11 protein-coding genes and 1 pseudogene are annotated in these 12,761 nt (G+C 42.2%); 8 read left to right on the top strand and 4 right to left on the bottom strand.

Annotated elements, in window-relative coordinates; all coding sequences use genetic code 11:
• From RMZ42_RS25430 to RMZ42_RS25400, 7 genes and pseudogenes are all read left to right on the top strand, one after another.
• Positions 1–86, top strand: a pseudogene (locus RMZ42_RS25430) (photosystem II protein D2); the annotation flags it as partial.
• A 777-nt stretch (positions 87–863) separates the two neighbouring features.
• Positions 864–1,145, top strand: a complete 282-nt coding sequence (locus RMZ42_RS25425) for a 4a-hydroxytetrahydrobiopterin dehydratase (RefSeq protein WP_322674022.1) — start codon at positions 864–866, stop codon at positions 1,143–1,145.
• 488 nt (positions 1,146–1,633) lie between these two features.
• Positions 1,634–3,364: an iron uptake porin gene (locus tag RMZ42_RS25420; RefSeq protein WP_322674021.1), complete on the top strand. Its 1,731-nt coding sequence runs from the start codon at positions 1,634–1,636 to the stop codon at positions 3,362–3,364.
• Positions 3,365–3,761: 397 nt separating this feature from the next.
• The gene (locus RMZ42_RS25415) at positions 3,762–4,199 is read left to right on the top strand and encodes an Rrf2 family transcriptional regulator (protein WP_322674020.1); all 438 of its coding nucleotides are present in this window, start codon (positions 3,762–3,764) and stop codon (positions 4,197–4,199) included.
• A gap of 84 nt (positions 4,200–4,283) precedes the next feature.
• Entirely contained in the window at positions 4,284–5,246 is a 963-nt protein-coding gene (gene cysK / locus RMZ42_RS25410) for a cysteine synthase A (protein WP_322674019.1), read from the top strand.
• A gap of 15 nt (positions 5,247–5,261) precedes the next feature.
• Positions 5,262–5,963 carry a J domain-containing protein gene (locus tag RMZ42_RS25405; protein ID WP_322674018.1) on the top strand — a complete coding sequence of 234 codons (702 nt, stop codon included), beginning with the start codon at positions 5,262–5,264 and terminating at the stop codon, positions 5,961–5,963.
• A gap of 163 nt (positions 5,964–6,126) precedes the next feature.
• Positions 6,127–6,999, top strand: a complete 873-nt coding sequence (locus tag RMZ42_RS25400; protein ID WP_322674017.1) for a 6-carboxytetrahydropterin synthase — start codon at positions 6,127–6,129, stop codon at positions 6,997–6,999.
• Between the two features lie 104 nt (positions 7,000–7,103).
• Here the strand turns inward: RMZ42_RS25400 and RMZ42_RS25395 are convergent, their stop codons facing one another.
• Genes RMZ42_RS25395 through RMZ42_RS25385 form a run of 3 tightly spaced genes read right to left on the bottom strand, consistent with a single transcriptional unit; the run spans position 7,104 to position 9,578 of the window.
• Positions 7,104–7,661 carry a Uma2 family endonuclease gene (locus RMZ42_RS25395; protein ID WP_322674016.1) on the bottom strand — a complete coding sequence of 186 codons (558 nt, stop codon included), beginning with the start codon at positions 7,659–7,661 and terminating at the stop codon, positions 7,104–7,106.
• Positions 7,662–7,693: 32 nt separating this feature from the next.
• Positions 7,694–8,662 carry a PrsW family intramembrane metalloprotease gene (locus RMZ42_RS25390; protein WP_322674015.1) on the bottom strand — a complete coding sequence of 323 codons (969 nt, stop codon included), beginning with the start codon at positions 8,660–8,662 and terminating at the stop codon, positions 7,694–7,696.
• The gene (locus RMZ42_RS25385) at positions 8,655–9,578 is read right to left on the bottom strand and encodes a class I SAM-dependent methyltransferase (RefSeq protein WP_322674014.1); all 924 of its coding nucleotides are present in this window, start codon (positions 9,576–9,578) and stop codon (positions 8,655–8,657) included. The genes RMZ42_RS25390 and RMZ42_RS25385 overlap by 8 nt, the downstream gene beginning before the upstream one ends.
• 327 nt (positions 9,579–9,905) lie before the next feature.
• On the opposite strand from RMZ42_RS25385, the gene mscL reads away from it, so the two are divergent.
• Positions 9,906–10,337, top strand: a complete 432-nt coding sequence (mscL, locus tag RMZ42_RS25380; protein WP_322674013.1) for a large conductance mechanosensitive channel protein MscL — start codon at positions 9,906–9,908, stop codon at positions 10,335–10,337.
• A 107-nt stretch (positions 10,338–10,444) separates the two neighbouring features.
• Here mscL and RMZ42_RS25375 read toward each other — a convergent pair whose 3' ends face one another.
• On the bottom strand, positions 10,445–12,121 hold the full coding sequence (locus tag RMZ42_RS25375; protein ID WP_322674012.1) for a DUF3352 domain-containing protein: 1,677 nt from the start codon (positions 12,119–12,121) through the stop codon (positions 10,445–10,447).
• Positions 12,122–12,761: the final 640 nt, after the last annotated feature.

Raw genomic sequence — 12,761 nt, 5'->3', positions numbered from 1 at the left:
TCCGCGCTTGGATGGCTCCTCAAGATCAACCCCACGAACAATTTGTATTCCCTGAAGAAGTTCTACCTCGCGGTAACGCTCTCTAAGAATTCAAATTTGACCATGACCTCAGTTAGGGTTGTGGTTGGCGAAAATTGGCACACCCAGATAAAATAATCTCCTTGTAATCAACCAATAAAGTGTCAATTTTCACTATCTCTAGTAATCTCCCATCAAAAAGGTGGGAGATTTTTTATATATTGGTTAATATCTCTAAATTTATGTGTTATGTTGGATGAAGGTTATAAACCCAGAGTAAATTCTCTGCCCTTTTGAGACTAAGACCGCTTAGGCAACAAGGAGGTGATGCCCATGATAGAAAGTAGTATACACATGGGTCATCAGGTTGCAGTTAGCCGGCTGCGCGCCGGGGCTGTTCTCTAAAAGTTAGCCTTAGTTATCTTTGAGATACTAAGTTAGCTCAAGTAGCTAGGCAAGCTCGGAGTTCCTTCCGGCAGTCTGGTTGCAACCTGAAGACCCGCTAGACCGCTCTGACTTAGATCATCCGATCTAAATCAGGGCGGATAGTTTTTTATAAGTGATTTTTGTTTTATCAATGCTTACTTTTAAAAGAGAGATAGGGATGGCTGCCACGAACAAAGCCAACCTATTTAAGTTTTCTTAAAAAGCATAAATATCTTGGTTAAACCTTGGAGTTTGACCAAATATGAGAAATAGCGTTTATCTGCCAAGTCTGATTGAAATCTAGACACACGAATTCTGACTGAATTTATTCTCCCATATTTTCTGTGTGGAGAATAAAGGAGTTTGTCTTTGTCAGATCCAAAATGTTGTAACAAATATAAAAGTAGGAATTTCTTGATATGGCACAACTACTCACCGAAGCCCAAATTCAAGAACAGGCAAAGATTCTGTCAGATTGGACTATTCAAGATTCCAAGTTGCAGATTACCCGTACATTTAAAGATTTTATTGAAGCAATGGAGTTTGTCAATAAACTAGTTGAACCGGCTGAGTCAGCCCGACATCATCCAGATATAGAGATTTCCTACAATAAAGTAAAGATTACACTTACAACACATGATGTAGGCGGATTGACGCAGCCAGACTTTGATGTAGCACGGGTGATTTCCCAGATTAACTAAGTGATTTCTTTTAATATCTTGTACCAAACTATAAGAAGTCACTACAATATACGGTTTATATAGCCGAGCCAGTATGTTTTAACTGAGGTGAGATTTATACTAGGAGCGAGTGGAAGAAGCGATTTTCGCTCGCAAACTCTAAGTGTCTAAAGCTTCAGTAATTTAGCTTGTGTAGAGAGCGAATGACCCAAACTCTACTCCCTGCTTAGATATTTAGATAAGTATGTGTGACAGTTATTAAGGCGATCGCTCCAATATTGCCATCTAGATCGGATGTTTTATAATGTTATGATATAAAGATATGTTTTTGCATAAGTTAATCACATCAGTTTTTAACCCAAAGTTAATCGTTTATTAGCTTTGCAAAAACTAGAATTGTAGTAGAGACAATTATGCCTCATCCATAGGTTTCAATGAGATGTCGCATTTTCGAGAATTAGGTGTAACGAAACCAATTATCTAAACAAGGTGTGAGGAGTAAAGGAAAAATGTCTAATCTATTATGGAAATCCTTAGTGGTTAGCCCAGCAGTTTTGGGAGCAACATTGTTAGTTTCGGCAACAGCAATGGCGGCCCCAAGCAAAACCACAGAAGTATCACCAGCCAAGCAACTAGGTGTAACTGAAGTTGCCCAACAGCCAGAAATACTAGCTCAAACAACCATAGATCAAGTTAATCGCTACAGCAACGAAGGTAATCAAGGCAATTCTCAGTCTCAAGTAACATCGGTTTCTCAATTTTCCGATGTACAACCTACTGACTGGGCATTCCAAGCATTGCAGTCCTTGGTTGAGCGCTATGGTTGTATTGCAGGTTATCCGAATTCCACATATCGCGGTAATCGTGCTTTGACCCGTTATGAATTTGCTGCTGGTTTGAATGCCTGTTTGGATCGGGTTAACGAATTGATTGCCACAGCAACAGCTGACTTGGTGACAAAACAAGATTTAGCTACCTTACAACGGTTACAAGAAGAATTTTCCGCAGAATTGGCAACCCTACGCGGTCGCGTAGATTCTCTAGAAGCGCGGACTGCTGAATTGGAAGCTAATCAGTTTTCCACTACCACAAAACTAGTCGGTGAAGCCGTTTTCGCCGTTAGTGATGTATTTGGAGGTAACACTGGTGACGCTAACAATACTGTCTTCCAAGATCGGGTACGTTTAGACTTGCAAACCAGCTTCACTGGTAGAGATGTTTTGCATACACGTCTGGCAGCAGGTAATGCACAAGCCTTTTCAATAAGGGATGACGTTAATAATCCGATCGGTACTGCTGAAGGCACACAAACATATCAAGTTGGTATAGGCAATGGTAACAACAGTGTCAGAATTGACCGCTTGACTTATGAAGCTCCCATAGGCCCAGCCCAAGTTTACCTCGCAGCTAGTGGCGGTCGTCATAGCCAGTATGCTGCTGTCAACAATCCTTACTTTTTTGACAACACTGACGACGGTGGTAACGGCGCTTTATCTACCTTTGCTTCTGAAAGTCCCATCTATCGGATTGGTGGCGGTGCTGGTATAGCACTCAATGTACCCCTTGGTAAAGGTGGCGGTATCCTGGGAAATAGCTCAATCACTGCGGGTTACTTGGCATCACAAGCTAATAATCCTGGTCTTAGTACAGGCCTGACCAACGGTGACTATGCAGCTCTCGGACAGTTGAACTTTAGTGTTGGCGATCGCTTGGCTTTAGCTGCTACCTATGTCCACGCATATAGTGCCAGTGGTGCTTTATTTGACTCTGGTACAGACGGAACAACTGGAGCTTTTGATGTAGGTACTGGACAAGCTAACTTTTTAGGTAATGCAGCAGGTGTAACCCGATCTAACAGCAACTCCTACGGTGTGTCGGCTGCGTTTAGACCTAGCGACAAACTCTCCGTTAGTGGATTCGTCTCTTACCATGATGTTACAGGTGCAGGTGCAGGTGATGATTATCAAGCTTGGAGCTACGGTTTAGGGGTAGCCTTACCTGATTTCGGTAAAAAAGGTAACGTTTTAGGTGTTTTTGCTGGTGCAGAACCCTATTCCTTTAACCGCCCAGGTTTTGGTGGCAACAATGATATACCCTACCACTTTGAAGGCTTCTACAAGTATCGTGTGTCGGATAACATCTCTGTAACCCCTGGTGTAATCTGGTTGACCTCTCCTGGTCAAAATAGCGATAACGATGATGCTATTATCGGTACGCTCAGAACAACTTTCACCTTCTAGAGTGTTGATTATCTGCTGACAAATTTGAACTCTATTTATCCCCGCCATTAGGCGGGGTTTTTTGTTTTCGGTAATAATAATGGATAAACCCCAGTAGTTAACCGGAGTATAATAGAAAAGTTAGAAGTTATGAGTTATGGCGGGTTTGATATGAATAGACTAGAGTAATGCCTACTCTACAAGTGACTTACGCCGTGAGTAACTTTTTCTGAGCGAGCTTTTTGAGTAGAAGTTGGCGGTATAAAGCTACATATTGCGTAGTATCTTAACTCTACCAATTTGAGATTTTGAACTTTGGATTTGAGATTGAAGAAAAAATCTCAAATTCAAATTGAATGAGTTCTAACTCCTAACTCCTAATTCCTAACTAATTTTTACCCCTAACTTATTGCTGCTTGTGGAACTATCCTGTAAATCGGAATACGCAATTCTCGCCTTATTAGAGATGACCGCTCATTACGAAAGCGGCGAACCTCTGCAAATTCGACAAATTGCAGCACAACAAAATATACCCGATCGCTATCTGGAACAGCTACTAGCAACCTTGAGGCGTGGCGGTATAGTAAAGAGTCAACGTGGATCAAAAGGTGGCTATCTGTTAACGCGAGAACCCCGAAAAATCATCCTTTTTGAGATTTTGGAATGTTTAGAAGGCTTAGAGGCGCGGGCTGGCGAAGAAAACGTTAATTCCAAAAGCATAGACAGTTCAGTTATAGAAGAAATTTGGCAAGAAGCAAGTCGCGCGGCAAATTCAGTCTTGCAAAAATATACGCTCCAGGATCTTTGTGAAAAACGAGATTCGCGGCAGCAATTAGATATCATGTACTACATTTAGTCAAGAGTCATTTGTCATTAGTCATTGGTCATTTGTTGATGACTAATGACCAATAACAAATAATTAATAATCAAGGACTAATTTATGCGAATAGCTCGTAACATTACAGAACTTGTCGGTCGTACACCCCTAGTGCAGTTGAACCGGATTCCTCAAACAGAAGGATGTGTTGCAGAAATTGTGGTGAAACTGGAAAGTATGAACCCATCGGCATCAGTTAAAGACCGGATTGGGGTAAGTATGATTAACGCTGCCCAAGAGGAGGGGCTAATTACTCCTGGGAAGACAGTATTGGTAGAACCCACTTCTGGAAACACTGGTATTGCCCTAGCAATGGCAGCAGCAGCAAAGGGTTATCGATTAATTTTGACAATGCCAGAGACCATGAGTGGAGAGCGTCGGGCAATGTTGCGAGCTTATGGAGCAGAACTGGAACTAACACCAGGAATGGAAGGTATGAGTGGGGCAATTCAACGAGCGCAGCAAATAGTTAATACTACACCAAATACCTACATGTTACAGCAGTTCCGCAATCCAGCTAATGCAAAAGTGCATCGGGAAACTACAGCGCTTGAAATCTGGGAAGATACCGATGGACAAGTCGATATCATTGTGGCAGGAGTGGGTACAGGTGGTACGATCACTGGTGTAGCAGAAGTGATTAAAGCACGTAAGCCTAATTCTAAGGCGATCGCAGTTGAACCAGCCAATAGCCCAGTTTTATCTGGGGGACGACCAGGCCCCCACAAAATTCAGGGAATTGGTGCTGGGTTTATTCCCCAAGTACTCAAGATAAAATTAATTGATGAAGTGATTACCGTCACCGATGAAGATGCGATCGCCTACAGTCGGCGTTTGGCAAAAGAAGAAGGGCTACTATCTGGTATTTCCAGTGGAGCAGCTTTATGTGCAGCAATTCGCGTTGCTCAACGTCAAGAAAATCAGGGACGTTTAATTGTAATGATTCAGCCCAGTTTTGGTGAGAGGTATTTGAGTACACCGTTGTTCCAAGACCTAGAGGCAAGATTGGCGGCTAGCGTCAGTTAACGATACATTGAATTAATGGTCAATTCTAAGCACGTTTCTAACCATTACGAAACTCTCAAAGTTAGTCCAAGTGCAAGCCTTGCGGAGATTAAACAAGCTTATCGCCGCTTGGTTAAATTGTTTCATCCTGACAGTAATCAGGAAAGTGCCGATCGCGAGCAAATTATCCGCATCAATGCAGCTTATGAAGTCTTAGGCGACAATCAAAATCGCCGCAATTATGACCAAGAACTGCAAGATGACTCCCAAAAATTAAATAGCGATCGCCAACAGCGTACAGCATCAGCGCAAAAGCATTACCAGACAACACGAAAAACTGGACGCGATGTTGACGAGCAAGTTGAAGAATGGCTGCGCCAAGTTTATCAACCAGTAAATCGCTTGCTTTGTACGATTCTTTATTCGTTAGAAGAACAAATGGATCAATTAGCTGCCGATCCTTTTGATGATGAGTTGTTAGATGAATTTCAGGAATACTTAAAAACCTGTCGAGATGACCTCAAGCAGGCACAAACTACTTTTCGTTCCCTGCCAAATCCCCCTAGTTTAGCAAGAACAGCGGCTCACCTCTACTACAGTCTGGATCAAGTAGCAGATGGACTTGATGAATTAGGTTATTTTCCTTTGAACTACGATGAGCGTTATTTACACACAGGTCATGAACTATTCCGCATAGCTTCGAGATTACACTGTGAAGCACAAGCTTCTGTTACATAATTATTGGGCACTGGGCATTGGGCATTAGGTATAAGTCAATATCGCTAGATGTCAAAGGACAGATGACAAATGACTAATGATTAATGACACATAACTTAGGAATTAGTTTATGCTGGAAGCAGAAAAAGATTAAGAAATTTTAAATTCTGCTGATAGTGTACTCATGCAATGCATTGTTAATCGCCGCGCCCAGTTTGCAGCAAGTCATCGTTATTGGTTGCCAGAACTGAGTGAAGCCGAGAATATTGAGAAATTTGGTGCTGGTACTAGATTTCCGGGACACGGGCATAACTATGTCTTATTCATCTCCCTAGCTGGGGAATTAGATGACTATGGTATGGTGCTGAACTTGTCTGATGTGAAACACGTAATTCAACGAGAAGTTACCAGTCAATTGGACTTCTCTTATCTCAATGATGTGTGGGCAGAATTTCAACAAACTCTGCCTACCACTGAGAATATTGCACGGATTATCTGGCAGCGACTAGCACCGCACTTGCCTTTAGTCCGCGTGCAGTTATTTGAACATCCTGAACTTTGGGCAGATTATATGGGAAACGCAATGGAAGCCTACCTCACCATCAGTACTCACTTTAGCGCCGCCCATCGGCTAGCTCATCCTAAACTCAGTAACGAAGAAAACACGCTTGTTTATGGTAAGTGCGCTCGTCCCAACGGTCACGGACACAATTATCATCTAGAAGTTACCGTGAAAGGGGAAATTGATCCACGTACTGGGATGATTGTTGATTTAGGTGCCCTGAATAAAGTGGTAGAAGATTATGTGGTGGAGCCATTCGATCACACCTTTTTAAACAAAGATATTCCCTACTTTGCCGAAGTTGTGCCGACTGCTGAAAATATCGCACTTTACATTAGTAATTTACTGCGATCGCCTATTCAAGAATTGGGAGCTAAACTTTACAAAGTGAAACTGATTGAAAGTCCCAATAACTCCTGCGAAATCTACTGTACTGAATCTGAATCAAATTCAGTCAGCGCAGCCGCGAGTCAGCCAGTATTAGCAAACGTTTAGGTAATTGAAAATTTAGTTAGGCATAGGACATAGGGAACTGATATCATCCCAATGCCCAATGCCCAATACTTCGACTACGCTCAGTACAAGTGCCCAATGCCCACTTAAAAAAGTTTACTTACTAAGCAGTTAAAACCAGGTAGCAAAGGACTTGTCAATTCATCTTGATTAAATAAAGTAGCTGCTAACTTTAATACAGCCTGTTCGCGTCGATAAACCTCAACTTTTTTCTGTATAGAATCGCAAATCCAATATTCCTGAACTCCTTGTACCGAGTACAGCTTTAGCTTTGTTTCCTTGTCGCGTTTCTCGTTTTTTTCGCCGGGAGATAAAACTTCTACTACTAACTCTGGTGCGCCCGTGAGATGTCCAGCTTCATCTAGTAAGTTTTTTAAGCGTTCATGACTTGCCCATACCACATCAGGGATCACATTGTCCGAATCTGAGAAAATAATTCCAGGTGCGATCGCAGCTTTACCTAAACCAGTTTCATCTGACCAATTGTTAAGAGCTGTAACAATATTGCCACAACTTGATTGATGATCCCAACTAGGTGATTTGGTCACAAAGAGTTCTCCATCTATAATCTCATAGCGATTTCTGCGATCGCTAGCAAATAGCTCTAGGTCAGCAGTCGTCCAACGCACTGGAGTTGTTTGCATAGAAACCCCCTAGCCTTTTCCTAAATCATATTTTAAAAATACCGACGGCGGGCGGAATGTCGCAAATAGCGATAAATGCCCCACGCTAAAACTCCAAAAAAGAGATTTAGTAAAAAGCGGCTAAATATAAACCATAAAATATAAGTGTCAAAAAGCTTTGACGGACTCAAAGGACTAATTTTCCTGACTAAGAGAAACAGCCCAAAAATAGCATTTCCACCCAGCACGAGGGCAAACAGCACTAAACTCCTCTGCCAGTAACGGCGCTGGATTGTACGGTCACAAATCAGGGTAATTACAGGTTTACCTTGTACTTTTCGCAGTAATTGTTCCAGGCGCCAAAACATCCATAACAGAAAAGGAAATAAACCATAACTCAGGAAACGTAGAGGTAATGAGTAACCCCAAGCACTAGATAGAACATTCACTAGGGCATGACAGTTGACAGAATTTAGCCAAGCCCTAAAAATAAACTTTTTGTCGTGATTTAACCGATTTTTAGAGGAAATATAGGTTCCTAATGCATATCCCCAAGGTGCAGAGAACATAGCATGGACTGGCGTGCCGATAGTACGTTCAAAAACTGATGCTGTACCGTGGAAAAAGTAAATCCAGTTCTCTTCAGCAGTGAATCCCAAGGAAACGGCGATCGCGAAGAGGAAAACTGTAGAGTTAAATAATCGATACTTGCGTTGCAGATAGGAGATTGGGATAACAACCGCAGCCAACTTGCAGCCTTCTTCAATTGGGCCTATTTCCACAAGCTGCCGCAAGGCTGTACCAGGAAGCCAACGTTTCATCTGCTGCCAGTCTACAAACCAGTTGGCTATAATTTCAAAAACCCATTCGAGGCTAAGGGCTAAAAAACCAGATATTGCCCCAATGATAAAGAACATGAGTAACTTTAACAGAGGTGGGGCAAATGGCACTCGACAGTAGTAGTAGCCAAGCAGCAGCAAGGGTGGTATTACTGCCCACAACAATAGAGATAAATCAACCACTCACCTGAGCAATTACTGTACGGTGACGGTGGGTATTGTTGGTAATAGTGGGAGCTTGGAAACCCGCCTCAACAATAGCTTGCTCAATGTCCAAAGCAAAATATTCATCTAAATACGGTTCAGTACTTTTGAGCAAAGTCAAAATGTAGGCTGGCATTTTCTTGTAAACTTCAGATTTGGGATTCATATCCATAATTGCCAAGTAGCCACCCGGACGCAACACACGCCGCATTTCAGTTAAAATCTGTCGGGTTGCTGATTGGGGTAATTCGTGGCACATCAGGAAAATGGAAACTAAATCAAACGAGGCATCAGGTAGCCCAGTAGATTCAGCTTGGGCATGAAGCCAGTTAATTTTAGCTTGACGTTGCCCAGCGCGGTAATTGGCAACGGCTAAAAAGTAGGGAGATAAGTCTAAGCCTGTAATTTTGGTATGGGGATAAATTTCTTGTAGGGCAAAACTACTCAAGCCCACACTACATCCTACATCTAAGATGTCTTGCGGCTCATTGGGGATTTGACTTTTCAGGATATTGTGGTAACTTTGGCGCAGCATTGGATCGCCTTGCGCTTCTTCAGCGCTCTGCCAAATCTTAGCGTGGACAGCGTAAGCAGCAGGTTCTACCTCAAAAGCCGCTTGCCAACTGAGATTTCCGGTTTCGTAGGCATGGAATGAGGTGACGTAGTAATCGGGGTAGGAAAGCTGAGGATTTTGTACTTGAGCGAGATCGTCCTTCCAATCGCGCGCTTGTAATGTTTCGACTTCTTGCGTCCAAGGCACACCAATTCTCTCGGCACGTTTAATCATCATTTGTCTAGCTTGATGCTTGGCTAAGTTAGCTAAAGGCTGAATTGCCAGTATGCCATTCACCAAGCGGGAAGCTAAACCAGGATTAGTGTTTACAGCAGCAGTCATAAATTAGTTTGGATTTAACAGCCTTTTCTACTTATGACATACTTGCTAGACAGCAGTCTAGAAATGAATTGAATTGTATAACGGTAGTCTTCCTCCTTTGGCTTGCCCCAAGCAACAAATATTATAGAAAGTTTACATTTGGAGAACAGCAAAGTTCCGAGAAACTGTGAATTACGCCAGTTTAGAATTTATATTTTATTCAGAGAATTTTATTTAAGACTGGTAAAATTTTGATTCTTAGCAACATCTGTCTCAACAGAGATGGCAAAAAGCTGAGTGGCATTTATGAAGAAAATTACAAAAATTTCAGCTTATTGAGAGTCAAGTATGGCCAGAGCAAGAAGAAGAGCAAGTGGCTTTTTAAAAGATTTTCAAGAATTTATCCTTAAAGGCAATGTAGTTGACTTGGCGATCGCTGTGATCGTTGGTGGTGCTTTTGGCAAGATTGTCACTTCCTTTGTTGAAGATGTAATCATGCCATTGATTAATCCCTTGGTTAGTTTTGCTGGCACAGACTGGAGAACAATCGCCATTGGCCCGGGAATCAAAATTGGTCACTTTCTTGGCGCAATAGTTGACTTTGTAATCATTGCCTTAGTCTTATTTGTAGCAATTCGAGCCTTACAAAAATTCAAGAGACAAGAAGAAGTCGCCGATGAACCCCTAGCAGACCCTAACCTTGTAGCCCAAGAAAGATTGACTGGCGCGTTGGATAGACTCAACCAAACCTTGGAAACTCGGAATAATCAAGTTTTGTAGTGGGGAGTGGGAGAGCAGGGGAGCAGGAAAGAATAATCAATACGCAATACCCAATGCCCAATGCCCCATGCCCAATGCCCCATGCCCAATGCCCCATACCCAATGCCCTACTTTGCAGCAGGCTTAAGAGCTAATAACATTTCTAATTCACTAGTAGATTTATCAGGGCTAATAGCGGTAAAACCAACACCGCGAATAGAATTCAAAATGGTGAGGGTATCGGCGTTAGATGATACCAAACTATTGATCAGGGGCACAGTTTTAGTTTTGTCCATATCTAGGTAGAAATAGCCACCGTTGGGCTTTTGCAAAGAACCAGTCACGGCTTTGAAAGCGTCGCTAGTGTCAAGAGATGGATTTTTGCGATCGCTAACTGCGTCAGCAATGGGGCCACCAAGAGCTACAAATACAGTATCTTGATCTAGCCAACCATGTGCCAATAAAGCTCCTTGTCGGGGAATTTGCCATTCAGTTACATCTTTACCACCGATATTTCTATTGGCGACGTTGATTTGTTGGGTTTTGGCAAGGGTATCCAATTTTGTTAAAGTGGCTTCGGCAGTTTTGCGATCGCTAGTATCAAATACTAAAGCACCTCCAAAACCAACACTCGCTAATACTCCTTGATTTGATGGAATCGCACCAAAGGCGAATTCCCCATTCATCCAACCAAAAACATCCTTATCCAGGTCTATATTGACAGTTTTCAACTGTCCTCGCGCTTGTTCCAGAGCTTGCTTCATTTCTGGATAATCTTTTGACTGCTCTACTAGCACTTCCCAACCACGGCTGATGCCATTTCCGCTAATCAGAGCAAAGGTATCGGCAGGAAATTGCCCGACTATATTCCCAGGACTTGATTGATACTGAAATTTATTTAATTGTGGATCTAAATTAGCGATCGCTTTTACCCGCACTCCCGCATCATCAACTCCAACACCCGCTACCACAGATTTTATCTGCTTCAGTTGTGTCAGGGTTTGTGGCGGTAACTGCTTTGCCTGCGGATTTCCAGCAGTTAATTGCTGTATCATCTCAGCATAGTCTGGTACATAAATTTGGGCGAGGCTGTTTTTAACATCCACTCCTTTAAGAATGCTGCTAGCACCTTCTTTACTGGCAAAAGAAGACTGTCCCTTAAAGGTGTCAATTGCTTTTTCTACAGCTTGCTTTTCAGGGGCTAATACCAACTGACTATCATTTAAAACTACGCTATACGTTGGCTTGCCATTTTGTGTAGTTTCGACAATTTTTTGACCTTGATAGTCAGATTCCTGTAATTTCACCCCTTTTTGTGACTTCAATTTGTTAGCAAAATTCAAGGCGCTGAGTTTGTCCTTGATTCCCACCACTATCAGGATATTTGATTCCTGCTGTAAATTTGTTGGTACATTAGGTGCCCCAGAGGGTACCTTTAACTGTGCTGGTTTGACGGGATTTGGTGGCAATACAGCAATCATCACACCACCAGCCCAAGGCTTTATGTCTTGTTCATAAGAAACGTTACTGTCACTGAACATTTGCTTATTGAAATCTTCCAGACCTTTTGCCACTAACTTTTGTGCTTCTGGAGTGCCAAACTGCTGTAATTTTGCCCAGGCTTGAGAGTCAGTAGTAATATAAGTTGCCATCAGTGCTGTTGAAGGTACTACTTTAGCACTACCTAGAGCGTCTGATGTACCTACTGGTGAGCCTTTAAAGTACGTATAAGCCGCTATACTTCCTACGACAACGACGGCAGCACCAACAGCAGGAATGAGAAATTTTGATTTACTTTCAGGCATTTTGTTATCCTCTTTTGCTCAGATTGTCACCGAGATTTATACAAGTGTCACTGTAGAGTTTTCGGATTTATAATAATTTCCGCTAATCCATCGCTAGACTAACCCATGACAAAAGGATTCAGCAGCACGCTGATTGACAAGCTGCACATCTATCTCCTACTTGCAGACAATTATTGCTTTTGACATCCATTATTAATCGGATATTAATTATAAAGATTCTCAGTTAAACGTGACGTCTCAATCAGCAAACATCCAACTTAAAAGTGATTTTTCACTACAAATGGGTTTTTGCAAATTAAATACATAGCAATCCTATCTGATTTGTAAAAATTGCAAGGGTAAGATTCCCGACAACTCTTATGAAGTTGAGAATCTCAATTGTTTACGAATGATTTCAGATTGCTATCGCACTTGGATCTCACAGTTCATCTATGCAGCAAACAAGCTAGCGATGTCTACGACGGGCTATTCGGCGTCGCCAATTTGTTAAAGAGGTTAACAGGATTTGGGAAGCGCAACGTCAATCTACAAGCGTTCTCTCTGAGCGACTTTTACGGGCACTCGCCAATACAAGAGTTTTTACGGAGACAGAAATCGGTTATTGTACTCTCGCACAACTGGTATCCTGCATTTATGGTAT

This window comes from Nostoc sp. DedQUE05 (assembly GCF_034530955.1).
Classification (GTDB): Bacteria; Cyanobacteriota; Cyanobacteriia; order Cyanobacteriales; family Nostocaceae; genus Nostoc.
This window is presented reverse-complemented; position numbering and strand designations above follow the sequence as displayed.